The sequence below is a fragment of the Rhizobacter sp. SG703 genome (assembly GCF_012275445.1).
GTDB lineage: Bacteria > Pseudomonadota > Gammaproteobacteria > Burkholderiales > Burkholderiaceae_C > Rhizobacter.
The window spans coordinates 189554-215725 of sequence record NZ_JAAZQK010000007.1; the positions used below are offsets into that span (position 1 = coordinate 189554).

Annotated in this window: 25 protein-coding genes; 13 read left to right on the top strand and 12 right to left on the bottom strand. The window is 71.1% G+C overall.

What is annotated here, in order from left to right:
- Window positions 1-23: 23 nt before the first annotated feature.
- The 4 genes from FHT26_RS16435 to FHT26_RS16450 form a co-directional block, all read right to left on the bottom strand.
- On the bottom strand, window positions 24-1037 hold the full coding sequence (locus FHT26_RS16435) for a TRAP transporter substrate-binding protein (protein ID WP_168561198.1): 1014 nt from the start codon (window positions 1035-1037) through the stop codon (window positions 24-26).
- A 65-nt stretch (window positions 1038-1102) separates the two neighbouring features.
- Window positions 1103-2395: a TRAP transporter large permease gene (locus FHT26_RS16440; RefSeq protein WP_168561199.1), complete on the bottom strand. Its 1293-nt coding sequence runs from the start codon at window positions 2393-2395 to the stop codon at window positions 1103-1105.
- A complete protein-coding gene (locus FHT26_RS16445; protein ID WP_168561200.1) occupies window positions 2395-2925 on the bottom strand; it encodes a TRAP transporter small permease in 531 nt (176 codons plus the stop codon). Before FHT26_RS16445 ends, FHT26_RS16440 begins: the two co-directional genes overlap by 1 nt.
- Window positions 2922-3428 (bottom strand): gluconokinase, encoded by a 507-nt coding sequence (locus FHT26_RS16450; RefSeq protein WP_246867931.1) that lies wholly within the window; start codon window positions 3426-3428, stop codon window positions 2922-2924. Before FHT26_RS16450 ends, FHT26_RS16445 begins: the two co-directional genes overlap by 4 nt.
- Window positions 3429-3620: 192 nt before the next feature.
- Here FHT26_RS16450 and gntR point away from each other — a divergent pair, with 192 nt between their 5' ends.
- The 3 genes from gntR (at window position 3621) to FHT26_RS16465 (ending at window position 8166) form a co-directional block, all read left to right on the top strand.
- Entirely contained in the window at window positions 3621-4667 is a 1047-nt protein-coding gene (gntR, locus tag FHT26_RS16455) for an HTH-type transcriptional regulator GntR (protein ID WP_168561201.1), read from the top strand.
- 65 nt (window positions 4668-4732) lie between these two features.
- Window positions 4733-6007 (top strand): beta-barrel domain-containing protein, encoded by a 1275-nt coding sequence (locus FHT26_RS16460; RefSeq protein ID WP_168561202.1) that lies wholly within the window; start codon window positions 4733-4735, stop codon window positions 6005-6007.
- On the top strand, window positions 6004-8166 hold the full coding sequence (locus FHT26_RS16465; protein ID WP_168561203.1) for a peptidase domain-containing ABC transporter: 2163 nt from the start codon (window positions 6004-6006) through the stop codon (window positions 8164-8166). The genes FHT26_RS16460 and FHT26_RS16465 overlap by 4 nt, the downstream gene beginning before the upstream one ends.
- A 55-nt stretch (window positions 8167-8221) precedes the next feature.
- Here FHT26_RS16465 and FHT26_RS16470 read toward each other — a convergent pair whose 3' ends face one another.
- A complete protein-coding gene (locus FHT26_RS16470; RefSeq protein ID WP_168561204.1) occupies window positions 8222-8608 on the bottom strand; it encodes a RidA family protein in 387 nt (128 codons plus the stop codon).
- A gap of 181 nt (window positions 8609-8789) precedes the next feature.
- On the opposite strand from FHT26_RS16470, the gene FHT26_RS16475 reads away from it, so the two are divergent.
- The 9 genes from FHT26_RS16475 (at window position 8790) to FHT26_RS16515 (ending at window position 18908) form a co-directional block, all read left to right on the top strand.
- Entirely contained in the window at window positions 8790-10352 is a 1563-nt protein-coding gene (locus FHT26_RS16475) for an ABC transporter substrate-binding protein (RefSeq protein ID WP_168561205.1), read from the top strand.
- Window positions 10353-10379: 27 nt separating this feature from the next.
- Window positions 10380-11321, top strand: coding sequence for an ABC transporter permease (locus FHT26_RS16480; RefSeq protein WP_168561206.1), 942 nt, complete (start codon window positions 10380-10382; stop codon window positions 11319-11321).
- Entirely contained in the window at window positions 11318-12157 is an 840-nt protein-coding gene (locus FHT26_RS16485) for an ABC transporter permease subunit (RefSeq protein ID WP_168561207.1), read from the top strand. The genes FHT26_RS16480 and FHT26_RS16485 overlap by 4 nt, the downstream gene beginning before the upstream one ends.
- Window positions 12154-13182 carry an ABC transporter ATP-binding protein gene (locus FHT26_RS16490; RefSeq protein ID WP_168561208.1) on the top strand — a complete coding sequence of 343 codons (1029 nt, stop codon included), beginning with the start codon at window positions 12154-12156 and terminating at the stop codon, window positions 13180-13182. The genes FHT26_RS16485 and FHT26_RS16490 overlap by 4 nt, the downstream gene beginning before the upstream one ends.
- Complete coding sequence (locus tag FHT26_RS16495; RefSeq protein WP_168561209.1) at window positions 13179-14189, top strand: ABC transporter ATP-binding protein; 1011 nt, start codon at window positions 13179-13181, stop codon at window positions 14187-14189. The genes FHT26_RS16490 and FHT26_RS16495 overlap by 4 nt, the downstream gene beginning before the upstream one ends.
- Window positions 14186-15475: an amino acid deaminase gene (locus tag FHT26_RS16500; protein ID WP_210427441.1), complete on the top strand. Its 1290-nt coding sequence runs from the start codon at window positions 14186-14188 to the stop codon at window positions 15473-15475. The genes FHT26_RS16495 and FHT26_RS16500 overlap by 4 nt, the downstream gene beginning before the upstream one ends.
- 142 nt (window positions 15476-15617) lie before the next feature.
- On the top strand, window positions 15618-16520 hold the full coding sequence (locus FHT26_RS16505; RefSeq protein ID WP_168561211.1) for a MurR/RpiR family transcriptional regulator: 903 nt from the start codon (window positions 15618-15620) through the stop codon (window positions 16518-16520).
- Window positions 16517-17986 carry an N-acyl-D-amino-acid deacylase family protein gene (locus FHT26_RS16510; protein ID WP_168561212.1) on the top strand — a complete coding sequence of 490 codons (1470 nt, stop codon included), beginning with the start codon at window positions 16517-16519 and terminating at the stop codon, window positions 17984-17986. Before FHT26_RS16505 ends, FHT26_RS16510 begins: the two co-directional genes overlap by 4 nt.
- The gene (locus tag FHT26_RS16515) at window positions 17976-18908 is read left to right on the top strand and encodes a sugar kinase (RefSeq protein ID WP_246867932.1); all 933 of its coding nucleotides are present in this window, start codon (window positions 17976-17978) and stop codon (window positions 18906-18908) included. The genes FHT26_RS16510 and FHT26_RS16515 overlap by 11 nt, the downstream gene beginning before the upstream one ends.
- Window positions 18909-18933: 25 nt before the next feature.
- Here FHT26_RS16515 and FHT26_RS16520 read toward each other — a convergent pair whose 3' ends face one another.
- The 4 genes from FHT26_RS16520 to FHT26_RS16535 all read right to left on the bottom strand — a co-directional run bounded on the left by FHT26_RS16520 (window position 18934) and on the right by FHT26_RS16535 (window position 23108).
- Window positions 18934-19500, bottom strand: coding sequence for a hypothetical protein (locus tag FHT26_RS16520; RefSeq protein WP_168561213.1), 567 nt, complete (start codon window positions 19498-19500; stop codon window positions 18934-18936).
- Window positions 19501-19596: 96 nt separating this feature from the next.
- Window positions 19597-21132 carry a protein kinase domain-containing protein gene (locus FHT26_RS16525; protein WP_168561214.1) on the bottom strand — a complete coding sequence of 512 codons (1536 nt, stop codon included), beginning with the start codon at window positions 21130-21132 and terminating at the stop codon, window positions 19597-19599.
- Between the two features lie 195 nt (window positions 21133-21327).
- Window positions 21328-21930 carry a YdeI/OmpD-associated family protein gene (locus FHT26_RS16530; RefSeq protein ID WP_168561215.1) on the bottom strand — a complete coding sequence of 201 codons (603 nt, stop codon included), beginning with the start codon at window positions 21928-21930 and terminating at the stop codon, window positions 21328-21330.
- Window positions 21927-23108, bottom strand: a complete 1182-nt coding sequence (locus FHT26_RS16535) for an aminotransferase class V-fold PLP-dependent enzyme (protein WP_168561216.1) — start codon at window positions 23106-23108, stop codon at window positions 21927-21929. The genes FHT26_RS16530 and FHT26_RS16535 overlap by 4 nt, the downstream gene beginning before the upstream one ends.
- A gap of 32 nt (window positions 23109-23140) precedes the next feature.
- On the opposite strand from FHT26_RS16535, the gene FHT26_RS16540 reads away from it, so the two are divergent.
- Window positions 23141-23542: a hypothetical protein gene (locus tag FHT26_RS16540; RefSeq protein ID WP_168561217.1), complete on the top strand. Its 402-nt coding sequence runs from the start codon at window positions 23141-23143 to the stop codon at window positions 23540-23542.
- A 27-nt stretch (window positions 23543-23569) separates the two neighbouring features.
- On the opposite strand, the gene FHT26_RS16545 is transcribed toward FHT26_RS16540, so the two are convergent.
- Genes FHT26_RS16545 through FHT26_RS16555 form a run of 3 tightly spaced genes read right to left on the bottom strand, consistent with a single transcriptional unit; the run spans window position 23570 to window position 26163 of the window.
- Window positions 23570-24271: a GNAT family N-acetyltransferase gene (locus FHT26_RS16545; RefSeq protein ID WP_168561218.1), complete on the bottom strand. Its 702-nt coding sequence runs from the start codon at window positions 24269-24271 to the stop codon at window positions 23570-23572.
- A gap of 56 nt (window positions 24272-24327) precedes the next feature.
- Complete coding sequence (locus FHT26_RS16550; protein ID WP_168561219.1) at window positions 24328-24828, bottom strand: hypothetical protein; 501 nt, start codon at window positions 24826-24828, stop codon at window positions 24328-24330.
- Window positions 24829-24831: 3 nt separating this feature from the next.
- Window positions 24832-26163 carry an ABC transporter substrate-binding protein gene (locus tag FHT26_RS16555; protein WP_168561220.1) on the bottom strand — a complete coding sequence of 444 codons (1332 nt, stop codon included), beginning with the start codon at window positions 26161-26163 and terminating at the stop codon, window positions 24832-24834.
- Between the last annotated feature and the right edge of the window lie 9 nt (window positions 26164-26172).

Consider the following 26172-nt stretch of genomic DNA (forward strand, 5'->3'; position numbering starts at 1 on the left):
CATGCGCGAAGCAAGAGAACGACTTACTTCCGCAGCCGCGCCAGCTCAGCCTGGGTCTCCTGCCAGAGCTCCATCCCGATGCCAGCCCCGATGCCCGCATTCACGCGCGTCAGCTTGTCGCGCATGCGGCCGGCCTCGACCGGAGACAGCTCGTTGATCTGCATGCCCTTGGCCTTCAGGTCGGCCAGCGCCTTGCCCGCTTCGTCACGCGTGTCCTTGCGCTCGAAGTCGCGGCTCGCCTTCGCGGCATCGGCCAGCACCTTCTGCTCGTCCTTCGACAACCCGTCCCACCACTTCTTGCTGACCAGCACGATCCACGGGCTGTAGACGTGGTTGGTGATGCTGAGGTACTTCTGCACCTCGAAGAACTTGCTCGACAGGATGGTGTTGTACGGATTTTCCTGGCCGTCGACCGTGTTCGTCTCCAGCGCACTGAACAGCTCCGAGAACGGCAGCGGCACCGCGTTCGCGCCCAGCGTCTTGAAGCTGTCGAGGTAGACGTTGTTCTGCATCACGCGCAGCTTGATGCCGTTCAGGTCTTCCAGCTTCGTCACCGGCCGCTTGCTGTTGGTCAGGTTGCGGAAGCCGTTCTCCCAGTACACGAGGCCGACCAGGCCCTTCTCCTGCAGCTTGGCGATCACCTTCTGGCCGATCGGGCCGTCGAGCACCGCGTCGGCTTCCTTCGCGTTGTTGAACAGGAACGGCGTGTCCCACAGCGCCATCTCCTTCGTGATGCCGACCAGCGTCGCGGTCGAGCCGACCATCATCTCCTGCGCACCGCCGATCAGCGCCTGCTGCATCTGCACGTCCGGGCCGAGCGCGGCAGCGCCGATCGCGCGCACCTTCATCTTGCCGCCCGAGGCCTTCTCGACCTGTTCGGCGAAGAACTTCGCCGCGCGGCCCTGGTTGCTCTGCTCGTTCAGGCCGTAGCCGAAACGGATCAGGCGCGGCTTGATGTCCTGCGCGAAACCGGCCAGCGGCGCGGCCAGCATCGCGACCGCGGCGGCGGACACGAACGTACGGCGAATCATGTTCATCGTTGTCTCCTGGAGGAAATGGAAGGAAAAGCGGAAGGGGAAGGGAAATCCATCGGCACGCGGCGTCAGCGCATCCAGTGCACCGGCGCGGTCACGATCTGCGGGAACACGACGAACAGCGCGAGCAGCAGCACGTAGACCAGCAGGAACGGGTTGACGCCCTTGATCACGCTGCTCATCGACAGCCGGCCGACGCCGGCCACCACGTTCAGCACCGTGCCCACCGGCGGCGTGATCAGCCCGATCGCGCCGTTCAGGATGAACATCAGCCCGAAGTAGACCGGGTCGATGCCGGCCTTCACCGCGATCGGCAGCATCACCGGACCGAAGATCAGGATCGTCGGCGTCAGGTCGAGCGCGGTGCCGATCAGCACCAGCACGATCATCATCACCGCCATCAGCAGCCGCGGGCTCTCGACCAGCGGGCCCAGCCAGCCGGTCAGCACGCTCGGCAGGTCGGCCAGCGTGATCATGTAGCTCGCGACCTGCGCGCCGGCACACAGGAACATCACGATCGCAGTGGTCTTGGCCGCGCGCTCCAGCACGCCGACCACCTCGGCGATGCGCATCTCGCGGTGCACGAACAAGGCCACCACCAGCGCATAGAACGCGGCGACCACCGCAGCCTCGGTCGGCGTGAACACGCCGCTCTTCATGCCGCCGATGATGATGACCGGCATCAGCATCGCCCAGAACGCGCGCGCCGTCGCCTTCAGCCGCTCGCGCATCGGCAGCGGCGTGCCGCGCGGCAGCTCGATGCGGCGCAGCACCCAGCGCCACGCGAGGACCAGGCCGATGCCCATCAGCAGCCCCGGCACGATGCCGGAAATGAACAGCGCCGAGATCGAGGTGTTGGTCGTCACGCCGTAGATCACGAACGGCATCGACGGCGGGATGATCGGCGCAATGATGCCGCCCGACGCGATCAGCCCGGCCGAGGTCGCCATCGGGTAGCCCCGCTGCCGCATCATCGGCAGCAGGATGGTCGCGAGCGCGGCGGTGTCGGCCAGCGCCGAGCCGCTCATGCTGGCCATCAGCACCGCGGCACCGATCGCCACGTAGCCGAGCCCGCCGCGGATGTGGCCGACCCAGGCCTGCGCCATGTCGATGATGCGGCGGCTGATGCCGCCGGAATTCATCAGCTCGCCGGCCAGGATGAAGAAGGGCACCGCCAGCAGCGGGAAGCTGTCGATGCCGGCCACCAGGTTCTGCGCCAGCAGCTGGGTGTCCCAGAAACCGAGCACCCAGGCCATGCCGGCGCCGGTCAGCACCAGCGCGAGCGCCATGTTCATGCCGATGCCCATCAGCAGCAGCATGCCGGCCGAGAACACGACGAATGCAAGACCTTCGGGCGACATCACTCGACCTCCGCGCCGTGGCCGAGCACGATCGGCCGGTTGCGCACCAGCTCGACCAGGGCCATCACGCCGATCGCGGCGGCGCACAGGAAGGCCGGCAGCGGCAGCAGCGCGGCCGGGTAGCCAAGCACCACCGAGCTGCTGCCCATGCCGACCACCACCTGCTGCCAGGCGCCCCAGGCCAGCAGCACGCTGGCCAGCACCACCAGCGCACGGATCAGCACGGTGAGCAGCCGCAGCGCGAGCGGCTTGCGCTGCAGCGCGCCCAGCAGGCTGGTGAAGGCCATGTGCTCGCCGAGCGGATAGGCCGCGGTCGCGCCGATGAACACCATCCAGACGAACAGCAGCCGCGACAGCTCCTCGCTGGCCGCGACGCCGCTGCCGAAGCCGTAGCGCAGCACCACGTTGATGAACACCGCCACCGCCATCACGCCGAGGCAACCGGCCATCGCGAGGTTGGCGACGCGCAGCAGCGGGTGCCGCCGCGCTTGCGGCTCGGGTGATGAACCGGGAGAAGAAGTCGTCGTCATGGGGTCTCCGTGGCCAGCAGCCAGGCCGAGATGCGGGTCTGCAGTTCGGACAGCGGCGCGGTCGCGTCGACGCGCAGCACCCGCGGCTCGCCGACCGGCGATTCGAGCGTCTCGAACTGGCTGTCGACCAGCGTGGCCGAGAAGAAGTGCGACGACGCCCGCGCGGTGACGCGCGCCAGCGCCTGCTCGCGCGTCAGCTCGAGGAACACGAAGCGCAGCCCCGGCGCGGCCGCGCGCAGCTGCTCGCGGTAGGCGCGGCGCAAGGCCGAACAGGTCAGCACGATGCCCTGCGGCTGCGCCGCCAGCTCGCCGGCCAGCGTCGCCAGCCAGCCGACGCGGTCGGCATCGGTCAGCGGGATGCCGCGGCTCATCTTGTCGCGGCTGGCCGCGCTGTGGTGATCGTCGCCTTCGACCAGCGGCCGTCGCTCGGCCTGCGCCACCGCCGCACCCACCGTCGATTTGCCGCACCCGGCCACACCCATCATCACCACCGAACCGATCATCTGCCGCCGTACGAAGAAGCTGGAAAACACAGGCCTGGGCGGTCGGGCGCGAAAGCGACCCAGACAGCGCTGTCCTCTACCGATCAGGCAGGGATATCAGGGGAATCACTGCATCATTGCTGTTGCAGGACAGCGCTATCCTAGTGAAAATGGCATCGGTCTCCGATGCGGACTTTCCCTGATCTGCCTGCCATGTCGAATGTCGCCGCCCTGCCGAGCCCCGCCCCTGCCCGCCCGCGCGCCACCGGCCGCGTGACGCTGGCCGACGTGGCGCGGCTGGCCGAGGTGAGCCCGATCACGGTGTCGCGCGCGCTGCGCGGCGAGCGCGCGGTGCACCCGGACCTGGTCGCGCGGGTCAAGAGCGCCGCGCAACGGCTGGGCTACGTGCCCGACCCGGCAGCGCGCGCGCTCGCATCGCGGCACAGCGCGCACGTCGCGGTGCTGATCCCGATGCTGTCGAACGCGCTGTTCGTCGACCTGCTCGAAGAGGTGCAGGGCACGCTGCGCGCCGCCGGCTACCAGAGCCTGATCGGCGTCACGCACTACGACATCGGCGAAGAAGAACAGCTGCTGCGCGAGCAGCTGCAGCACCGCCCGGCCGGCCTGATGGTGACCGGGCTCGACCGCAGCGAGGCCACGCGCACGCTGATCGCGCAGAGCGGCGTGCCCTGCGTGCACCTGATGGAGCTGTCCGAAGTGCCGGGCGTCTACAGCGTCGGCTTCTCGCAGGCCGACGCGGCCGCCACGCTGACGCGCCACCTGCTGGCGCGCGGGCGCCGCCGCATCGCGTTCGCCGCCGCCCAGCTCGACCCGCGCACGATGCAGCGGCGCGAAGGCTGGCGGCGCGAGCTGAAGCTGGCCGGCGCCTACGATGCGACGCTCGAATGGCTGAATCCGGCACCGTCGTCGCTGGCGCTCGGCGGGCAGATGCTGGAGCAGATCCTCGAGCTGAAGCGGCCGGTCGACGCGATCTTCTTCTGCAACGACGACCTGGCGCAGGGCGCGCTGCTGGCGGCGCTGCGGCTGGGCGTCGCGGTGCCGCAGCGCATCGCGATCGCCGGCTTCAACGACCTGACCGGCAGCGACCAGATGCTGCCGGCGCTGACCACCGTGCGCACGCCGCGCGGCGAGGTCGGCGCGGCGGCCGCCCGCATGCTGCTCGCGCTGATGCGCGGCGAAAGCGTCGCGCAACCGGCGGTGGATGCGGGTTATCAGCTGGTGGTGCGCGACAGCACCTGAGGACCGGTGAGGTACGCTTGCGCGTCCGGAAATCCTCCCGGCCCGCAACCCTCCCCCCCTCCGTCGTGCCCGACCTGTTCCGCCGCCAGGCCATCGACCACCAGCGCCAGAAGTTCCACGGTGCCATCGTGCTGACGCGCAGCCCGCAGCAGGCTGCGTGGACGGCCTTCTTCGTGCTGCTGGTGCTGGCGCTGCTGGCGTTCGCCGCGACGCAGGGCTTCGCGCGCCAGGAGACCGTCACCGGCGTGCTGCTGCCGAGCGGCGGCGTGCTGCGGCTGGTCGCGCCGCAGGCCGGCGTGGTGCTGCCGGGCGGCGCCGCGCAGGGGCAGCAGGTGGCCGCCGGCGCGCCGGTGCTGCGGCTGTCGGCCGAGCAGTCCAGCGCCCGGGGGCCGACGCAGGCGGCGGTCGCCGAATCGCTGAGCAGCCGCCAGCTCGCGCTGCGCGACGAGCTGAAGCAGCAGGCCGAGCAGGCACGCCAGCAGGCCGCCGCGCTCGATGACCGCATCGGCAACCTCGCCGCGACACTGCAGCAGCACGAGCGCGAACTCGCGCTGCAGCGCGAGCGCGTCGCGGTGATGCAGGACATCGCCGCCCGCTACCCGGAACTGGTGCGCTCGGGCGCGGTGTCGCCGGTCGAGGTGGCCGAGAAGAATGCCGAGGTGCTGGACCAGCGCTCGCGGCTGGCCACGCTGGAGCGGCAGCGCCTCGCGCTGCAGCAGGACCTGGCAAGCGCCCGCGCGCAGCGCCAGGCGGTGCCGCTGCAGGCCGGGCGCGAAGGCTCGCAGCTGCGCCGCGAGGCGCAGGCCTTGTCGCAGCAGCAGGCCGAGAACGAAGCCCGCCGCGAAACCGCGGTGCTCGCGCCGCAGGCCGGCCGCGTCGCCACCGTGCTGGCCAGCCCCGGCCAGTCGGTCGCGGCCGGCCAGTTGCTCGCGACGCTGCTTCCCGGCGGCAGCGGCAGCGCGCTGGAGGCCGAGCTCGAGGTGCCGACGCGCGCCGCCGGCTTCGTGCGGCCCGGCACGCCGGTGAAGCTGCGCGTCGATGCGTTCCCGTATGCGCGCTTCGGGCAGTTGCCGGCGCATGTGCGCGAGGTCTCGCAGAGCGCGGTGGCGATGGCGCCCGCCGACGACACCGCTGCCGGCAGCAGCGCGGCGGGCGCCGCTGCCGCCAGCGGCGTCTACCGCGTGCGCGTCGTGATCGACGCGACCGACGCCGCCGCGCTCGCGTGGCGCGACGCGCTGAAGGCCGGCATGCGCGTGCAGGCGAGCCTGGTGGCCGAGAAGCGCACGCTGGTCGAATGGGTGCTGGAGCCGCTGGCCGGCCTGCAGGTGGCGGCCCGATGAGCCTTGAACACGACCCGGTGCCGCCCGGCGTGACGCGCCGGCTCGGCCTCGCGCGCCACCTGCCGGTGATCGTGCAGACCGAGGCCACCGAATGCGGGCTGGCCAGCATCGCGATGATCGCCGTCTACCACGGCATCGACACCGACCTGCCGACGCTGCGGCTGCGCTTCGCACTGTCGCGCAAGGGCACGAACTTCGAGAGCATGGTGCGCATCGCCGCCGCGCTCGGGCTCGACAACCGGCCGCTGAAGCTCGACATGGAGCACCTGCCCCAACTCGCGCTGCCTTGCGTACTCCACTGGGACATGAACCACTTCGTCGTGCTGAAGTCGGTGTCGGCGCGGCGCATCGTGATCCACGACCCGGCGATCGGCGTGCGCTCGTTCACCCCGGAAGAATTCGCGCCGCACTTCACCGGCATCGCGATGGAGCTGACGCCGTCGGCCGGCTTCGAGCCGCGGCGCGAGAAGCTCGACTTCACGCTGCGCGGGCTGATGGGCCGCATCACCGGGCTGGGCGCGAGCCTCGGGCAGATCCTCGCGCTGGCGGTCGCGCTCGAGGTCGTCGTGATCGCGCTGCCGTTCTACCTGCAGTGGGTGGTCGACCACGCGCTGCTGGCGGCCGACCTCGACCTGCTCGCGATCCTCGCGATCGGCTTCAGCCTGCTGGTGCTGCTGCAGACCGGACTCGGCGCGGTGCGCGGCTGGTGGGTCGCGACGCTGAGCGCGCGGCTGAACTTCCAATGGCTGGGCAACGTGTTCGGCCACCTGGTGAAGCTGCCGCTGGAGTTCTTCGAGAAGCGGCACGTCGGCCACATCATCTCGTGCTTCGGCTCCATCACGGTGATCCAGAAGACGCTGACGACCGGCGTGGTGACCGCGCTGGTCGACACGCTGATGGTGCTCGGCACCGCCGCGATGATGGCCGCCTACAGCCTGCAGCTGATGGCGGTGTCGCTGGCCGCCACCGCGCTGTACGCCGGGCTGCGCTGGTCGGTGTTCCGCGCGCTGCGCGCGGCCAGCGCCGAGGAGATCATCCATGCCGCTCGCCAGCAGACGCACTTCCTCGAGACCGCCAGCGGCATCCAGAGCGTGCGGCTGTTCGGCCGCGGCAACCTGCGCCGCGCCGGCTGGATGAACATGCTGGCCGACCAGTTCAACGCCGGGCTGCGGGTGCAGCGGGTGCACATCGGCAACGAGACGGCGCAGACGCTGCTGTTCGGGCTGGAGCGGGTGCTGGTGGTGTGGCTCGCGGCGCGCTCGGTGCTCGCCGGCAGCTTCACGGTCGGCATGCTGTTCGCGTACATGGCCTACAAGGAGCTGTTCTCGACGCGCGTCGCGTCGGCGATCGACAAGCTGTCGGAACTGGCGATGCTGCGGCTGCACGGCGAGCGCGTGGCCGACATCGTGCTCGCCGAGGCCGAGGCGGCCGAAGGCATCGCCGGCCCGAGCGCGGTCGAGGTCGACCTGTCGCGCCGGCCGGCGCGCATCGAGCTGCGCGGCGTGTCGTACCGCTACGCCAGCACCGAGCCGTGGGTGCTCGACAACATCGACCTGACGGTGGAGGCCGGCGAATGCCTGGCGCTGACCGGCGCATCGGGCTGCGGCAAGACGACACTGGTGAAGGTGATGCTCGGGCTGCTGGCGCCGACGCAAGGCGAGGTGCTGTTCGACGGCACGCCGATCCTGCACCTGGGCCTGGCGAACTACCGCGCGCTGATCGGCACCGTGATGCAGGAGGACCGGCTGTTCTCCGGCTCGCTGGCCGACAACATCAGCTTCTTCGATGCCGAGCCCGACATGGCGCGCATCGAGGCCTGCGCGAAGCTCGCGGCGATCGACGGCGAGATCGAGGCGATGCCGATGGGCTACCACACGCTGGTCGGCGACGTCGGCGTCGGCATCTCGGGCGGGCAGAAGCAGCGCGTGCTGCTGGCGCGCGCGCTGTACCGCGAGCCGCGCATCCTGGTGCTCGACGAAGCCACCAGCCACCTCGACCTGCGCAACGAGCAGACGGTGAACCACGCGGTGGCGGCGATGCAGCTGACGCGGGTGGTGGTGGCGCACCGGCCGGACACGATCGCGATGGCGGACCGGGTGGTGGTGATCGAACGGGGGCGGGTGGCGGCGCAGGAGCGCAAGACGGTGGCAACTGCGTGAATGCCGCGCGACGATCTGCCGCCTGGTCGGGATCCTGGAAGCGACTGGGGGCCAGTCAGGCGGGCTTGAACGCGATCACGTCGATCTCGACCTTCGCATCCACCATCAGCCGCGCCTCGGTCGTCGATCGCGCCGGTTTCCCGTTCGGGAAGTAGCTCATGTAGATGCGGTTGAACGCGCCGAAGTCGCGCGCGTCCTGCAGCCAGCAGGTGCTCTTGCAGACGTCGTCGAAGGTCGCGCCGGCCAGCGCCAGCACCGCTTTCAGGTTCTCCATCACCTGGCGCGTCTGCGCCTCGATGCCGCCGGCGACGATCTCGCCGTTCGCATCCGCCGGGACCTGCCCCGACACGTAGATGAAGTCGCCGGCGCGCACCGCCGGCGAGAAAGGCCGCGCCTGGCGGTCGGAAGCAACCGGCGGGGCGCCAAGGTATTCGAGGGGCATGGAAGGCTCCTTCAGGGTGGAAACGGTGCAGCTGCGCACCATAGATGTGAAAGCATCTTTCAGTCAACAGCGTTGCACGGCGGGTAAACCCCGATTATTTGGCACAAGGATTGCTCCATAGTCGCGTCGTTCTGAAAAATACTTTCAGATTTCAGCCGTACGCCCTTGTTGGAGACCCGCCATGCCCCGCACCGCATCCCTCCCCCGCCGCACCCTGCTGAAGCTGCCCGCCGCGCTCGGCCTGGCCGCCTGCCTGCTCGGGGCCGCCGGCGCCGCGCAGGCGCAAGGCCCGCGCCATTTCGCGACGCTCGCGATGGTCGGCGAACCGCAGACGCTGGACCCGATGGGTTCCACCGCCGACCTGGTCGGCACCATCATGCAGCACGTCTACGAACCGCTCTACACCTTCGACGCGAAGTGGAACGTGGTGCCGATGCTGGCCGAATCGCAACCGAAGATCAGCGCCGACGGCAAGACCTACGCCATCACCTTGCGCAAGGGCGTGATGCTGCACAGCGGACGCGAGCTGACCGCCGACGACGTGGTCGCGAGCCTGCAGCGCTGGATGGAGCAGGCGCCGCGCGGCAAGGCGGTCGCGAAGGAGCTCGACAGCCTGAAGGCGACCGGCCCGCTGGCGGTGCAGATCGTGCTGAAGAACCCGTATGCGCCGCTGCTGGCCCAGCTCGCGCTGCCGAGCGGCATGGCCGCGATCATGGCCAAGGAGTCGATCGCGACGCCGCTGAAGGAGTTCGTCGGCACCGGCCCGTACCGCTTCAAGGAACGCAAGCCCGACGCCTACGTCCTGCTGACGCGCTTCGACAAGTACAGCGCCCGCAAGGAAGCCGCGAGCGGCTATGCCGGCAAGCGCGAAGCGCTGATCGAGGAGCTGCGCTTCGTGCCGGTGCCCAATGCCAACACCCGCGTCGAAGGCGCGCTCGCGGCGCAGTACGACTTCGCCGACCTGCTGCCGGTCGAGGCGCTGTCGCGGCTCGAGAAGGCCGGCGGCAAGACGCTGCCGATCCTGACCCCGTCGTTCGGCTTCCCGTACCTGGTGCTGAACACCAAGGAAGGCGTGGCCGCCAACGTCGGCGTGCGCCGCGCGCTGCAGACCGCGATCGGCGAAGGCGAGATGCTGGCCGCCGGCTTCGGCGACACCCGCTTCTTCAGCGCCGAAGGCAACCACTTCCCGAAGGGTTCGCCGTTCTATTCGAACGCCGGCACCGACGCCTACAACCAGCGCAACGCGAAGAAGGCCAAGGACGACGCCGAGAAGGCCGGCTACAAGGGCGAGCCGGTGCGCGTGCTGACCAGCCGCCAGTACGACTTCCACTACAACATGGCGCTGCTGATGGCCGAGCAGCTGAAGCGCGCCGGCTTCAAGGTCGAGCTGAACGTGGTCGACTGGGCCACGCTGGTGCAGCGCCGCAACGATTCGAAGCTGTGGGACCTGTACGTCACCCACTCCGGCCAGTTCCCCGAGCCGATGCTGTCGCCGCCGCAACTCGGCGAAGGCGCGCCGGGCTGGTGGAGCTCGCCGGCCAAGCAGGCGGCGCTCTCGGCCTTCAACCAGGAAACCGATGCCGCGAAGCGCGGCGCGCTGTGGGGCAAGGTGCAGCAGGTGGTCTACGACGAGGTGCCGTACATCAACGTCGGCCGCTTCAACGGGCTGTCGGCGCGCAGCCTCGCGCTCGACGGCTACGTGCCGGCGACCTGGCCGTTCTTCTGGAACGCGCGGATCAAGTAAGTCCTGCTTCATCCGCACAGGCAGCCAATGCATCGCTACCTCCTCTCCCGACTCGCCGGCATGCTGGCGGTGCTCGCCATCGTCGCGGTGATGGTGTTCGTGCTGACGCGCGCCGCGTCGGGCGACCCGGTCTCGGTGCTGCTGGGCGACCAGGCCACCGCCGAGGACATCGCCCGCGTGCAGAAGGACTACGGCCTCGACAAGCCGCTGCCGGTGCAGTTCGCGTACTGGATCGGCGAGGTGCTGCACGGCAACCTCGGCCAGTCGATCTTCCTGCAGCGCCCGGTCACGCAGGCGCTGTGGGAACGCGCCGAGCCGACCACGCTGCTCGCGCTGATGGCGGTGGCCATCGCGGCGCTGATCGGCATCCCGTGCGGCATCGTGTCGGCGGTGTACCGCGGGCGCTGGCTCGACCAGGTCGTCACCGGTGCCGCGATGCTGGGCGCCAGCATCCCGAGCTTCTGGTTCGGCATCGTGCTGATCCAGCTGTTCGCGGTGTCGCTCGGCTGGTTCCCGGTGTCGGGCTACGGCGCGCCCGATGCCGCGCTCGGCGAGCGCTTCCATGCGCTGATGCTGCCGTCGCTGGTGCTGGGCGTGCTGAATTCGGCGCTGATCATCCGCTTCACGCGCGCGTCGATGCTCGACGTGCTCGGCGAAGACTATGTGCGCACCGCACGCTCGAAGGGCCTCGGCGAAGGCACGGTGGTGCTGAAGCACGCGCTGCGCAACGCGCTGGTGCCGGTGGTCACGGTGCTCGGGCTGACGGTCGCGCTGATGATCGGCGGCGCGGTCGTCACCGAGACGGTGTTCGGGCTGCCGGGCATCGGCAACCTGGTGGTCAATGCGGTGCTGCGGCGCGACTACCCGGTGATCCAGGGCGCGCTGCTGGTGATTGCCGCGATCTACGTGCTGATCAATTTCGCGATCGACCTGTTGTATGTCGCCGTCGACCCCCGGGTGAAGCTGTGAAAGTCCCTCGCCTGCTGAAGCAACTGATGCACCGCCGCATCGTGATGGTCTCGGCCGCGCTGCTGCTGGCCATCGCGGTGCTGGCGCTCGGCGCGCCGTGGTTCGCATCGTTCGACCCGAACGACACCGCGGTGCTCGAGCGATTGAAGGCGCCGAGCGCCGCCCACCTGCTCGGCACCGACGAGCTCGGCCGCGACCTGTATGCGCGCATCGTGCACGGCGCGCGCTACTCGCTGGCGATCGCCGCGCTGACGGCGCTGGGCTCGGTGCTCGCCGGCACGCTGCTCGGGCTGGTGGCCGGCTTCTTCCGCCGGCTCGACACGCCGCTGATGCGCGTGGTCGACGCAATGATGTCCTTCCCCGACATCCTGCTGGCGATCGCGCTGGTCGCGATCCTCGGCGCGTCGCTGCTGAACGTGGTGCTGGCGCTGGTGCTGGTCTACACGCCGCGCGTCGCCCGGGTGGTGCGGGCGTCGACGCTGGTGGTGCGCGAGCTGCTGTTCGTCGAGGCGGTGCGGGCGCTGGGCGTGCGCACCTCGCGCATCCTGTGGCGCCACATCCTGCCGAACCTGCTGTCGCCGATCCTGGTGCAGGTGTCGTTCATCTTCGCGTACGCGATCCTGGCCGAAGCCGGCTTGTCGTTCCTCGGCGTCGGCGTGCCGCCGGAGATCCCGACCTGGGGCACGATGGTGGCCGGCAGCCAGCAGTACGCCGACCGCGCGTTCTGGGTCGTGCTGTTCCCCGGCCTCGCGATCATCGTGACGGCGCTGTCGCTGCAGATCCTCGGCGACGGCGTGCGCGACCTGCTGGACCCCAAGCTGAAGAAGACGCTATGACCGCCAATCGCCTCACCGTCTCAGGCCTCAGCACCTGCTTCCCGACGGAAGACGGCCTGGTGCGCTCGGTCGCCGACGTCAGCTTCGCGATCGCCCCCGGCAAGACCACCGCGCTGGTCGGCGAATCGGGCTCGGGCAAGTCGGTCACCAGCCTGACGCTGATGCGGCTGCTGCCGAAGACCGCGCGGGCGCAGGTCGAAGGCAGCGCGCGCTTCGTCACGCGCGCCGGTACCGAGGTCGACCTGCTGACGCTGGCCGATGCGCCGATGCGCGCGCTGCGCGGCAACGAGCTGGCGATGATCTTCCAGGAGCCGATGACGAGCCTGAACCCGGTGTTCACCGTCGGCGAGCAGATCGCCGAGAGCGTGCGCCTGCACAAGGGCCTGGACCGCGCCGCCGCGCTCGCGCATGCGAAGCGCATGCTCGACCTGGTGGAAATCCCGGCCGCCGCGCAGCGCCTGCACGAGTATCCGCACCAGCTGTCCGGCGGCATGCGCCAGCGCGTGATGATCGCGCTCGCGATGGCCTGCGACCCGACGCTGCTGATCGCCGACGAGCCGACCACCGCGCTCGACGTGACGATCCAGGCGCAGATCCTGGTGCTGATGCGAAGGCTGCAGGCCGAGACCGGCATGAGCATCCTGTTCATCACGCACAACCTCGGCGTGGTCGCGCATCATGCCGACGACGTGGTGGTGATGTACGCCGGCCGCGTGGTCGAGTCGGCGCCGGTGCGGCCGCTGTTCGCATCGCCGGCGCATCCGTACACGCAGGGGCTGCTCGCCTGCCTGCCGGGCAAGGCCCACGCAGCATCGACGCCGGGCCAGCCGCGGCCGAAGCGGCTGTTCGCGATCCGCGGCCAGGTGTCGAGCCCGCTCGCGCCGCCGCCGGGCTGCGCGTTCGAGCCGCGCTGCGACCGGGCGATCCCCGCCTGCGCGCAGGCGGTGCCGCCGCTGGTGCCCACCGAGGAATCGCGACAGGCGCGCTGCATCCGCGTGCCGTCGCTGGAAAGGACGGCGGCATGAGCGCCATCGAGACACCACTGATCGAGGTGCGACACCTCAAGCGCTACTTCGGCAGCGCCGACAAACCGGTGCGCGCCGTCGACGACGTGTCGTTCGAGATCCGCGCCGGCGAGACGCTCGGCCTGGTCGGCGAATCCGGCTCGGGCAAGAGCACCATCGGCCGCACCGTGCTGCGCCTGATCGAGCGCACCGGCGGCCAGGTGCTGTACCGCGGCGGCGACCTGGCCGCGCTGTCGGCCGAGCGCATGCGCAAGTTGCGCAGCAAGCTGCAGATCATCTTCCAGGACCCGTACGCCAGCCTGAACCCGAAGATGCGGATCAGCGCGATCCTCGACGAGGCCTTGGCGACGCACGGGCTCGCGAAGGGCCGCCGCAACGAACGCATCGCCGAGCTGCTCGACCTGGTCGGGCTGCGGCCCGAGCATGCGAGCCGCTTCCCGCACGAGTTCTCCGGCGGCCAGCGGCAGCGCATCGGCATTGCGCGCGCGCTGGCGGTGGAGCCGGAGTTCATCGTCGCCGACGAGCCGCTGTCGGCGCTCGACGTGTCGATCCAGGCGCAGGTGATCAACCTGCTGGCCGAGCTGCGCGAGCGGCTGTCGCTGACGATGCTGTTCATCTCGCACGACCTCGACGTGGTCGAGTACCTGTGCGACCGGGTGGTGGTGCTGTACCTGGGCCGCGTGATGGAGGTGTCGACGACGGCCGAGCTGTTCGCGCGCCCGCTGCACCCGTACACCCAGGCGCTGCTGGCCGCGAGCCCGAAGCCCGACCCGCTGGACAAGACCGAGGTCATCCCGCTGAAGGGCGACATCCCGAGCCCGATGAACCCGCCGTCGGGCTGCGTGTTCCGCACGCGCTGCCCGAAGGCGATCGACGCGTGCGCGCAGACCATTCCGCCGCTGGAAGAGAAGGCGCCTGGGCGTTTCTCCGCCTGCATTCTCAGTAGCCCGGATGCCAATCCGGGATCGACCGATGGACCCGGATGGACATCCGGGCTGCGACCATGACCCACGACCTGATCGACCCGCTGCTGCAACCCGGCCTGAAGGGCTATCCGCTGACCGCGTCGCCGCGCCGGCGCAGCGAGGTCGCCGCCGCCGGCTGGAACGTGCTGGCCGGCGACCTGCCGCTGCCGCTCGCGCTGCTGAAGCGCGAGGCGCTCGAGCACAACATCGCGTGGATGCAGCAGCGCACGCAGGACTGGGGCATCCAGCTCGCACCGCACGGCAAGACGACGATGTCGCCGCAGCTGTTCCGCCGCCAGCTCGATGCCGGCGCGTGGGGCCTGACCTTCGCGACGGTCAACCAGCTCGCGATCGGCGTCGCCGCCGGCGCGCGCCGCACGCTGATCGCCAACCAGGTGGTGCACGACGCCGACCTGGCGGCGATCCAGGCGCTGCTGCGCGGCCATGCCGGGCTGCGCATCGTGTTCCTGGTCGACTCGCTCGCGCAGCTCGACCTGATCGAGGGCTGGGCCCGGGCCCACCCCGGCGCACTGCCCTTCGAGGCGATGCTCGAGGTCGGCGTGGCCGGCGGCCGCAGCGGCGTGCGCACTGACGACGAGGCCAGCGCGCTCGCACGCCGCCTGCATGCGAGCGCCGCGGTGAAGCTGGTCGGCATCGAATGCTACGAAGGCCTCGGCGCGAAGGGCGAGACCGACGCCGACGTGCCGTATGCGAAGGCGCTGATGGACCGCGTCGAGGCGATCGCGAAGACCGCCGACGCCGAAGGCCTGTTCGATTCCGACGAGGTGCTGCTGTCGGCCGGCGGCTCCGCGATCTTCGACCTCGTGGCCGGCCGGCTGACGCCGTCGCTCGCGCGGCCGGTGCGCGGCCTGTTGCGCTCGGGCTGCTACGTGACGCACGACCACGGCTTCTACCAGCGCATGGTGAACAGCGTCGAAGCCCGCCTGGGCTGCGGCTGCGGCGAGACGCTGCGTCCGGCGATGGAGGTGTGGGCGATGGTGCAGTCGCGGCCGGAGCCGGGCCTCGCGATCCTTGCGGTCGGCAAGCGCGACCTCTCGTTCGACCTGGCGCTGCCGGTGCCGATCGCGCGCGCCGCGCGCGGCGTGCTGCAGGCCGGCCCGGTGCCGGCCGGCTGGTCCATCACCGGGCTGAACGACCAGCACGCCTACCTGCGCTGGGCCGAAGCCGACGAAGCCAGCGGCCCGGCCGTCGGCGAGCGCATCGGCCTCGGCATCTCGCACCCCTGCACCACCTTCGACAAATGGCACTGGATGCCGGTCGTCGAGAACGACTACCGCGTCAGCGACGCGGTGGCGATGCATTTCTAGGGATGACCCACCCCCGAAGCGCCTTCGGCGCTCCCCCTCGAGGGGGCGCCACCAGCGGCCCGGCAAAGCCGGTTCCGCGGTGTCCGCTTGGTCATTCGCTTCCGGCCGAACCCGGAGCGCAAAGACGCAACCGAGAACTGAGATGACACGTACCTTGCTGGAGAACGTGGCCGCGGCGCGCGAAGGCGCACCGACCGCGCGCCGCGCGATCCTCGACCTGATCCTCGACGACCCCGACCGCGTGCTCGAGGAAAGCTTCGAATCGCTGGCCGAGCGCGCCGGCAGCTCGGTGCCGACCGTGATGCGCACCTGCCGCGACCTCGGCTTCGCAGGGCTGCGCGAGTTCAAGCTCGCGCTGGCCCATGCGCTCGCGCTCGGCGGCTCGCCGCTGCACCGCCGCGTCAACATCGAGGACAGCGCCGACGAGGTGGTCGCGAAGATCTCGCGCAGCGCGGCCGCGTCGGTGGCCGGCGTGCGCGCGCAGCTCGACATGGCCGCGCTCGGCGCCGCGGTCGATGCGCTGGCGTTCGCGCGCCACATCGACCTGTACGGCGCCGGGTCGACCTCCTGGTTCATGGCGCAGGACCTGCAAGCGCGGCTGTTCCGCCTCGGGCTGTCGGCCACCGCCTGGGCCGACTACCACCTGCAGCAGGTCGCGGCCGCGGCGCAGAACGACAGCGGCGTCGTGATCGCGATCTCGCACGTCGGCGGCATGCCGTCGCTGCTCGACTCGGTCGACATCGCGCGCGCGCAGGGCGCGAAGGCGGTCTGCATCACCCGCCCCGGCACGCCGCTGGCCGAACGCGCCGACATGCTGATCGCGCTCAGCGTGCCCGACGATGCGGTGATGCACGTCGGCATCGACGCCTACCTGACCCACCTGACCGTGATCGAGATCCTGACCGTGCTGGTCGCGCAGCGCCGCGGCGACCCGGCGGTGCAGCGGCTGCGCTACGTGCGCGAGGCGCTGCAGCGCCACGGCATCGACGTGCGCACGCACCCGCTGCAGAGCTGGGATGGCGGCGGCGTGGGGGCCAAGCCATGAAGGTGACGCTGCTGCACAACGGGCGCGTCGTCGACGGCTCCGGCGATCCATCGTGGACCGGTGACGTGCTGATCGCCGGCGACCGCATCCTGCGCACCGGCGTCGGCCTGCGCGAGCGCCTGCCCGCGGACATCCCCCCCGACGAGGTCGAGACCGTCGACTGCACCGGCCTGGCCATCGCCCCCGGCTTCATCGACGCCCACACGCACGACGACGCGATCGTGCTGCGCGACCCCGACGGGCTGCCGAAGCTGTCGCAGGGCATCACCACCGTCGTCACCGGCAACTGCGGCATCTCGCTCGCGCCCTTCGTCACCGACGCCGCGAAGCCGCCGCTGAACCTGCTCGGCGCCGGCTCGTTCCGCTACCCGACGATGGCCGCCTACCGCGATGCGGTGCGGGCGGCGCAGCCGTCGCTGAACGTCGCCGCGCTGGTCGGCCATACCACGCTGCGCTTCGCGGCGGTGGCCGACCTGTCGCAGCCGGCCAGCGCCGACGAACGCGCGCGCATGGCCGCGCTGCTCGAGGCCAGCCTGGCCGACGGTGCGCACGGCCTGTCGTCCGGGCTGTTCTACGAAGAGGCCTACCCGGCGCCGGCCGACGAGGTGACGCAGCTCGCGCGCATCGTCGCGCGCCACGGCGGCATCTACGCCACCCACCTGCGCAGCGAGATGGCGCAGATCATCGAGGCGTTGCACGAGGCCGGCGACACCGCGTTCGAGGCCGGCGTGCCGCTGGTCATCTCGCACCACAAGTGCGCCGGCCCGGCCAACTGGGGCCGCACCCGCGAAACGCTGCCGCTGATCGACCAGCTCGGCGCGCGCCAGCCGGTCGCGATGGACGTCTACCCCTACGTCGCCGGCTCGACCGTGCTGCGCGAGGACCTGGTCGACGGCGTGATCGACGTGATGCTGACCTGGAGCGACGCGCACCCGGAGCACACCGGCCGGCTGCTGTCGGCCATCGCCGACGACTGGGGCGTCGACCAGAAGACCGCGTGCCGCCGGCTGCAGCCGGGCGGCGCCTGCTACTTCCAGATGACCGAGGAAGATGTCGAGCGGGTGATTGCCCACCCGCGCACGATGATCGGCTCCGACGGCCTGCCGCACGACCGCCACCCGCACCCGCGGCTGTGGGGCGCGTTCCCGCGCGTGCTGGCGCGCTACTGGCGCGAGCGGCAGCTGTTCACGCTGGAGCAGGCGGTGCACAAGATGACCGGACTGACGGCGCGCAACTTCCGCATCGCCGAGCGCGGCCTGCTGCGCCCCGGGATGATGGCCGACGTCGTGGTGTTCGACCCGGCCCGCATCGCCGACACCGCCACCTACGACACGCCGATCAGCGCGAGCATCGGGATTGCCTCGGTGCACGTGAACGGCGTGCGCGCCTATGCTGCAGGGCCGCAGCCGTTGGTGCTGCAGCGCGCGGGTCGCATGTTGACGAGGGGAACACCGGATGCCGTCTGAACAGATGCTGGAGAAATCGCTCGATGTGCTGGCGATCGGCGAGGCGATGGCCGAGTTCAACCAGCAGCCCGACGGCCGCTACCTCGCCGGATTCGGCGGCGACACCTCGAACTGCGCGATCGCCGCCGCCCGCATGGGCGCGCGCACCGGCTACCTGACGCAGGTCGGCGACGACCTGTTCGGCGAGCAGCTGCTGGCGCTGTGGCGGCACGAAGGCATCGGGACGCAGGGCGTGCAGCGGCTCGCCGGTGCCGAGACCGGCCTGTACTTCGTCACGCACACCGATGGCGCGCACCGCTTCTCGTACCGCCGCGCCGGCAGCGCCGCCAGCCGGCTGCGGCCGGTCGACCTGCCGCCGGGTGTCGTGCAGGGCGCGCACTGGCTGCATTGCTCGGGCATCTCGCAGGCCATCGGCGCGTCGGCCTGCGACGCGGTGTTCGAGGCCATCGCCCGCGCCCGCAGCGCCGGCACGCACATCAGCTACGACCTGAACTTCCGCCCGGCGCTGTGGCCGGCGGCCCGCGCGCTGGCGATCGCGCGCGAGACGCTGGCGCACTGCGACCTGTTCTTCCCGAGCATCGACGAGATCGGCGCGTTGACCGGGCTGCTGCGCCACGACGACATCCTGCGCTGGTCGCACGACCAGGGCGCGAAGCGCGTCGCGCTGAAGCTCGGCGCCGCCGGCTGCCTGGTGTCGGATTCGAACGGCGCGCGGCTGGTCGCGCCGCACCCGGTGACGCCGGTCGATGCGACCGGTGCCGGCGACTGCTTTGCCGGCGCGCTGCTGGCGCGGCTGTCGGCCGGCGACACGCTGGACCGCGCGGCGCGGCTGGCCAACGTGGCGGCGGCACTCAGCACGCGCGGCCATGGCGCGGTTGCACCGCTGCCGACGCTGGCCGAGGTGCTGACGGCCCTCGGCTGAGCCGGGCTCGCGACAGCCGTGGCGCTCAGGCGCCGTGCAGCATGCGCCGGCAACCGATCTCGATGAAGTCCCAGGCCTGGCCGTCGGCCAGCACCGACCAGCGCACCATCAGCGCCCCCAGGCCCACCAGCGTGTCGGGCGCGCGCACCTCGATGCGCACGACCGGCTTCTCGAACCGCTGCATCTCGTCATTCGAGACGGCGCGCACCGCGAACGGCACGCCCTCGGCCGGCGGCGGCGTGTCGACCACCGGCAGCGGCACGTGGCGCCCCTCGAACAGTCGGCGCTCGGCGTACTGCAGCATCGATTCGCCGAACGCATCGGCGGCCTGCCGCCACGCATTCACCAGCGCCTCCAGCGCATCGCGGGTGTCGGCATCGGGCACGGCCATGTAGTGGATGCCGGTCAGCAGGGCCGTCCGGCTTGGTGCCGGCCTGGGCACGCCATTCAACAACGGCGGCGTCGCGAACCGGCGGGTCCAGCGGTGCGGGCGGCCGGCGCGGGCCACGGTGACCTCTGAAGACTCCGGCACATGCCTGATCTGCGCCTGGTGGCGAGGAAGGTGCTTGAACTCGTGCTGAAACCGCCGCATGCCGAACTCCCGGGTGAGTCGGTCGGCGGCCTCGCGCCAACCCGCCCGCTGAGTAACCTCAGGCGGCGGGCAGTTCCAGTTCCGTTGTGCCCCGTGCTATTGAACTTCGCCGGCGCGCCGCAGTTCGTCGCACTGCGCGTGCTTCGCGAACTGCGGCTTCGCGCACTGCGCCTGCATGCAGTACAGCAGCGCGAAATTCACCCGCGAGCCGCAGGCGGCGCGCGGGTTGGTCGCATTCGCGACGATCGCATCGGCCGCGGGCTTCGCGGTGGCGGACGCGGCCGGTGCGCCGGCGTGCACCGTCGGTGCGGCCTCGACCGGTGCGACGGCCGCCGGTTCAGGCACCGGCGGGGCGGTCGCCGCGGCGGGCGCCGCCGGCGTGGCCTCGGGGCCGTCGTCGTCGGCCGCCTTGTCGGGCTCGGCCGGTGCCGCGCGCAGCGGCGCGGCCAGCGGCTGCAAGGCCACTGCCGGCACCGGCACCGGCGCCAGCTTGGGCGCACGCGGCCGCAGCGTCAGGTACAGCGCCGCGCCCGCCAACGCCGCCGCGCACAGCAGCACCAGCCAGGTGCCGCTGCGGCGCGGCGGCGCCACCGGCAATGGCGGCGGGTCGAAGCGCGACTGGAAGCGGGAGTCGCCGAAGCCGGGCTCGGCACGGCTGCCGCCCGGACTGCGCGTGGCGGGGCGGACCGGCGGCGCGAGCGCACGTTCGGCCGCGGCCGACAGCACCGGCGCCGCGGCGCGCGGCGACGCCGGGGCCGTCGTGGCGGCAGGGGCGGCCGCCGGCGGCGCCCACCCGAGGCAGCGGCGGAACTCGGCCACGCTGCGCAGGCGCTGCCGCGGGTCGACCGACAGCGCGCGGTCGATGCCCGACAGGAAGCGCGGGTCGTACGGCAACCCGGTCAGCGGCCGGTGCACGCGCGGCACCGCGGCGCCGAGCGCGGCCTGGCCGGTGACCGCCGCATGCAGCACGCTGGCGAGCGCCCGCAGGTCGCTCCATGCACCGGGCGGTGCCAGCGGCTTCTCGTCGGTGGCCGGCGGCGCGCTGGCCAGCAGCACCGGCACGCCGACCCCGCGCACGACGATCGCCTCGGCCGAGATGCCGCCGTGGTGGGCCTGCGCCGCATGCAGCAGGTCGACCGCATCGAGCACCGGCGTCAGCATCGCGCGCAGCCAGGCTTCGTCGGGCGCGCGCGGCAAGGCCTTCAGCGCCCCGGCCAGGTTCGGGCCCGGCACGAAATTCATCGCATAGTACGCAGTGCCGTTTTCTTCCCAGAAGCTTTGCACCCGGATCAGCGCCGAATGCTCGAAGCGGGCGAACAGTTTGGCGCGCTGCAGGAACTCGCGCCGGCCGGCCTCGAAGGCCGCGACATGGCCGCTGCGCCGCGGCACCACCTCGACGCCGTCGCCGCGTTGCGCGATCGCGGTGGGGAAATACTCCTTGATCGCGACCTGCCGCTGCAGCGACGAATCCAGCGCCAGGTAGACGACACCGGAATCGCCGCGGCCGAGCAGTTCGACGATGCGGAACCCGCCGACGCGCGCACCCGCCAGCAGCACGTCGCTGGCCGGCACGGTGTCGAACTGCGTGGTCGGGCCGAAGTCGGGTTTCTGGGGGGCGCGAGGCGTCGTCATGGTCAGAAATTCATCGCTGCGAAATCCGGCGGTGGGCACTCATTGGAGCCGAGCCCACGGGGTGGTCGGACGGTGGTTGTCATACATCGAGGGGGCGCGTGAGAAAAGTCACGCGCTCCAACGCGAAGGCATCGACGTGTTACCAACGGCGATCGACCCATCCCGCTGAAGCAGATGTTGCGCCAGCCATCGCGGTCAGGGATGGAGCTTTTCATGGCGGGCCAGCATCGCGACCAGCGTCGCGATGCGGCGCTCGCGGGTGTCGGGTTTCTTCGCGGTCTGCACGCGCCACAGCACCGCATAGCGGTTGCTGCTGTTCAGCGTGGCGAAGAAGGCGGCCGCGGCCGGCTCGGCATCGAACGCCGCCTGCAGGTCCGGCGGCACCGCGATCGTGCGCATCGAGTCGTAGGCCTGGTCCCAGCGGCCGTCGGCCTTCGCGCGATCGATCTCGCGCTGGCCGGCCGGCTGCATGCGGCCTTGCGCAGCGAGGGCCGCGACCTTCTCGCGGTTCACCTTCGACCACAGGCTGCGCGCTCGGCGCGGCGTGAAGCGCTGCAGCCAGTGGTGCGCGTCGAGACCCTTCTTCGGGCCGTCGATCCAGCCGTGGCACAGCGCCACTTCCAGCGCTTCGGCGTAGCTGACCGAGCCTTTCTCGGCGCCTGGGCGCGAGATCAGCAGCCACAGCCCGTCGGAACTCGCATGGTTCCTGGCGAGCCAGGCCTCCCAGCCGCGGACGGTCGCGAAGCGGCGCGCGCTGCTTTCGGGGGCTTCCCTGGTCTCCTGCGTCGCCTTGGTCATGACAGCTCCGAGACGGCGTGCGCCAGGCGCTCGATGTCGTCGTCATCGTTGTAGACCTGGGCGGCGACCCGCACGAACAGCCGATCGCCGCGCGAGATCACCGGCACCTCGATGCGGCGCTCGTCCAACAGCCAGTTCTTCAGCCGCAGCGCCACGGCGGCATCGCCGTGCGCCAGCCGCGCCGGCAATGGCAGCGTGACCATGCAACCGGTCATCGCATCCGGCGTCAGCCACGGCTGGCCCCACAACGACGCCAGCCGCAGCGCCGCGCGGCGCGCCAGCGCGTGCTTGTGCTCGTGCATCGCCGCCTCGCCGAGGAAACCGGTGATGAACTCGATGCCGTCAGGGGCGCACAGGAACGGCGTCGGGTCGCGCGTGCCGGTCCAGTCGAATTCCTGGTGCCAGCCGACGTCGAGGCCCCATGAGATCACCGGCGGGTGCAGCCCGTCGCGGCGGTCCGGCGCGGCCCACAGCAGGCCACAGCCGCGCGGCGCGAAGGCCCACTTGTGCAGGTTCGCGACGTACCAGTCGACGCCGAGCGCCAGGATGTCGAGCGGGATCGCGCCCGGCGCATGCGCCCCGTCGGCCAGCACCGGCACGCCGTGCGCACGGCACAGCGCCGCCAGGCGGGCGAGCGGCAGCACCAACGCGGTCTCGGACGTGACGTGGTCGAGGATCACCAGCCGCGTGCGGGCATTCAGCACCGGCTCGAGCAGGCGCTGCGGCAGCGTCTCGTCGGCCAGCGGGAACGGCAGCGCCAGCGTGACGACGCGGGCGCCGTGCTCGCGGGCGACGAAGGCGGCGGTGCGCGACACCGCGCCGTACGCATGGTCGAACAGCACGATCTCGTCGCCGGCCTGCAGCCGCAGCGAGCGCAGCACCGCATTGACGCCGGCGCTCGCGTTGTCGACGAACACCAGGTCATCGCCGCTGGCGCCGACGAAGGCCGCGACGCGCGCGGCCGCCGCGCGCACGCGGGTCGGCTCGGCGGGCGCCTGCGGCGCGAGGCTCATCAGCTCGCGCAGCAGGAAGCGCGCGGGATGGTGCTCGATCTGCTCGCGCAGGCGCTGCTGCGCATCGAGCACGCGGCGCGGCGTGACGCCGACGGTGCCATGGTTCAGGTAGGTGGCGTCGGGGTCGAGCCACCAGTGTTCGAGCATCTGTCGTCCGAAGCGCATGCCTTCCCCACACTCATCTCGAGGCGTCCATTGTGACCTCGGGGCATTGCGGCGCCTTCCACTACCCGGCCAAGACCCTGGGCGACAAGCAAGTCAAGCGCGAACTGCGCGCCTGGCTCGAGGCCTTGTCGCCCTCCGAGGCGCACATCGCGATGGCGCCACCCGCCGGCAACGCCATGGAAGCGGCCTTGCTGGTGGGCATTCCGGAAGACCAGGCCCGCCTGACGGACTGGGTGAGCCAGGTGGCGCACCTCGACCCAGCGACGTCGCATGTGACTCATCCGCGGATGATCTGCAGCGAAGAGGCCTTCACGGTGACCGAGCGGTCTCCTTTCTCCGGCGAGGCCGGTCACGATCTCCAGCAGCTGTCCCCGGGCCGCTATGAGGACAGGAACGGACTGGCGTTCGACCTGTACGGCAAACACCGAACCTGACGCGGGCGCCCCGTGGTCGTCGGCGACTCATCCGAGCGGCTCGGCCACGCGGTCGACCTCGTTGTCCGTGGTGGCGAACAGCAGCTCGAACAGCTGCAGCGTGCGCGGCGTCATGTGCTGCCGATCGGGGTGCTGCAGCTCATGGCACGCCGCCAGCACCTTCGCGTACACCGCCTCGTAGATGCGACGCACCGCACCGCTGCCGACGAACTCGCGGTCGTAGCCGGGCACGATGCCGATCAGCCGCCAGCCGAGCCGCTCGAAGGCCCGCTGCGTGTGCGGGATCTTCAGCGTCGCCATGCCGTAGACCAAGCCCATGCCGAGCGCGCGGCCGATGCGCTCGATCGCGGCAATGGCATGCAGGCCCAGTCCCGCGCCACGGTGCTCGGGTGCCACGACCGCCAGCCGGCCGTACAGCGCGAGCGCCTCGGGCTCGCGCTCGCACGCGATCATGCCGGCGATGCGCTCGCCGCACCTCACGATGACGACGATGGCGTTGCGGTCGGGCGCATCGGGCCCGTCGGCCAGCAGCACCTCGCGGTCGTAGAAGCCGCGGCGCAGGAAGCCGCTCGCGGCACCGACGCCGACGTCCGGGTACCAGCGGTCGAGGTGCGCGACCAGTGCGCCGATGTCGTCGCGCCGCAGCAGCTCGAAGCGGTAGCCGGCCGGCAGCGGCGACCCGGCGAGCACGCCGGCCAGCAGCGTGCGGTCGATGGGCGGCGCGCTCATTGGAGTACCTTCGTGCTGCGCACTCCGGTATTCGCCCTTGGGGCGGCCCGGCGCGTTCATGACGTAGCTCCCGCCGCGGCACGGCGGTAGCGGATCTCCAGCCGGCCGCTGCTGCGCGCGCCGGCCCGGACCGACACCGGGTACGCCAGCACCTCGCCGACCAGTCCGGCGTATTTGCCGCTGCCACCGACCAGCCGGCTGCGCCGCAGGCCGTAGCCGTCGAGCTCGGCCTCGTCGGCCTGCGTCTCGAACACGAAGCGGTCGCCGGCCGGATCGACCAGCACGCAGGTGCGGCGGCTCACGACGCCGGCACCGCGCAGGCCGATGCAGCGGCCGCTCGCGACGTGGAACGGCCCGGTGCCGCCGTCGACACGCGTGCGCGCCAGGCTCTCGACGACGACGATCGATTCGCGCTCGGGCTGGCCGGTCGCGATCACCTCGCGCCGGCTGACGCTGTAGTCGCCGAACGCGACCTGCAGCCCGTCGGCGTCATGCGCTGCCGCGAGCAGTGGCCCGCACGCCAGCATCGCGAGGATGAACCTTGATGATGCCTTCATCGCTCAGCCCTCCTTGCTGCAGTCGCGCACCGGCAGGCCCTTGTCGGCGGCGTACTTCTTCGCGGCCACGGCCATCATCGGGCCGAGCAGCGTGCGGTCCGACTCGTACCAGTCGGAGGTGTAGCGCCAGGCCGTGCCGTCCCAGCTGTGGATGCGGGCCCGGTGTGCGCCTTCGTGGTCGGCGCACGAGGTGTGCAGCGGCTGCAGCATGCCGTCGATGCCGAGCGTGCCGATGCGCGCGCCGTCGATCGCGAGGTTCTCGGCGCCCCAGCGCACCTGCTCGCCGGTCAGCGGCTGGCGGCCGTAGCGGCCCTGCGCCGTGCGCACCGCCTCGACCACCAGCAGCGCATTCAACAGCCCGCGGTTGTACAGCACCTGGCCGATCGCCGACGGGTCGCCGGCGCCCCTGCCGCGGCCGTACACGTAGCGGCGGATGTCGTCGTGCACGCGGCGCTGGTCGGCGCTGTGCTGCAGCGTCAGCGCGTGGTAGCCGGCCGCGGCCGCCTGCGACGGCAGCACGTCGGGTTCGGCACCCGCCCACCAGACGCCGTACATGCGGTCGCGCGGGTAGTTCACCGCGATGGCCTCGTTGATCGCGGTCGAGTTCATCACGCCCCAGCCCCAGATGAACACGTGGTCGGGACGGGTCTGTCGGATCTGCAGCCAGGCCGCCTTCTGCTCGATGCCGGGGTGGGCCACCGGGATCGCGACGAACTCGAAGCCGAACCGGTGCGACAGCGCCTGCAGCACCGGAATCGGCTCCTTGCCGTACGGCGAGTCGTGGTACAGCAGCGCGATCTTGCGACCGCGCAGCTTCGGCATGCCGCCCTCCCGCTCGGCCACGTGCTGCACCAGCATGTCGGCCGCGTCCCAGTAGGTGCCGAGCAGCGGGAAGTTCCACTTGAACACGCTGCCGTCGGTCGACTCCGAACGGCCATAGCCCATCGTGATCAGCGGGATCCTGTCGGCGGCCACCTTGTCGCCGAGCGCAAAGGTGATGCCGGTGGACAGCGGGTTGAAGCTGGTCGCGCCGGTCGGGCCCTTGCCCTTCAGGCGCTCGTAGCATTCGACGCCGCGGTCGGTGGAGTAGCCGGTCTCGCATTCTTCGTAGGTGATCTTCACGCCGCCGATGCCGCCGTCGCGCTCGTTGACGAGGTTCAGGTAGTCGACGAAACCGTTCGCCCACGGCACGCCGTTCGGCGCATAGGCGCCGGTGCGGAACACCAGCACCGGAAAGAATTGTTCGTTCGGGATCGCGGCCTGGCCGGGCAGCGCGGTGCAGGCGGCGACGGCAGCGGCGACGGTGGTCATCAGTTGCTTCAGCAAGGTGTTCATCGAGGGTCC